The sequence below is a fragment of the Microcoleus sp. OTE_8_concoct_300 genome, assembly GCF_031383065.1.
In the GTDB taxonomy this organism is placed as follows: Bacteria; Cyanobacteriota; Cyanobacteriia; order Cyanobacteriales; family Microcoleaceae; genus Microcoleus.
This window is the reverse complement of sequence record NZ_JANMZH010000138.1, coordinates 1-1,054: the sequence shown is the minus strand read 5'-3', so window position 1 is coordinate 1,054 and position 1,054 is coordinate 1. Positions and strand designations below refer to the sequence as shown.

Below are 1,054 nucleotides of genomic sequence, written 5' to 3'. Positions count from 1 at the left end.
AAGGCTGGTTTGGAGAGAGTCGCTCGTAAATATGACGTTGCCAACCTAACATTAGCTTTGTTAGGTTTAAGCTCGAATACCTAATGTTTTAGGTGAGCGGCTTTTCTTTGTACATGATTGTACGAGATCGTGTTTATTTTAGGCTCGTAAAAAATTCTCACTCGGCTCGCCCGACTACTTGTGTTAACCGAAAAGATATGAATATTCAAACTATCTCTTCGATGCCAAAATAATCAACGATATTGATTTTTTTTTATGCTTTATGAGCATTATTTTTTTTGCAATGCGTGACAAATTTTTAGGAGAATATTTTCGACAAAATCTTTCAGAAATTGCTTTTAAAACCTGGCAGAGTCATATTGAATTTAACTCTCTATATTGGCTGATGATAACAATTAAATACTGACTCTATATCTATCTGTGGATAGACAATACTTTTACCAAAAACTAAAGAGGCGATATCCTCGATCGGCACCGATATACTAATCCTCAGTCTGCTCGGACGCGCCGCGCCAACTTAATAAATCTTAAATTTTGCTTGGGGTAGGATATTGTAAAAAATCATTAAGTTTACAGTCAATTACGGTAGATCATAGTAAACTGCAAAGAAAGTCTCGCACTCACCGATGCAGCCCGTTAAAAAGCCCTACTAAAAAGCAGATGATCGCTCAAAGCCAACGGTAAGAGTAGGCGAGTCAAATATTTGCCTGTAAAACCTGCAATTACAGTCATCATGACATGGTTTAAAAGGTCGGGATAATGGCGATCGCCCTTTTTGGCAAAATCACTATACTGCAATAATTGTCTGCGCTGTTAATGGGTAAATCTGAGATGCGATCGGCAAATTACGTGTTCTGTTTCCTAGAAATATTTGCCAGCGAAGGCGGCATTCAATCCTACGTTAAAGACATTCTCAAAGCTTACCTGTCCATAACCGCAGGGACAAACTCGCCGCCACAAGCTGAAGTTTTGCTGTTGCGAGATTCCCCAGACTGCAACAATCCTTATGAGTCAAAAAATCTGAAATTTTATTACCTCAAAACCGAGAATGCCG

At 38.8% G+C, this 1,054-nt stretch carries 1 pseudogene; it reads left to right on the top strand.

The features are described 5' to 3' along the window. Window positions 1-816: 816 nt before the first annotated feature. Window positions 817-1,054 (top strand): annotated as a pseudogene (locus tag ACUVJL_RS06690) (glycosyl transferase group 1); the annotation flags it as partial.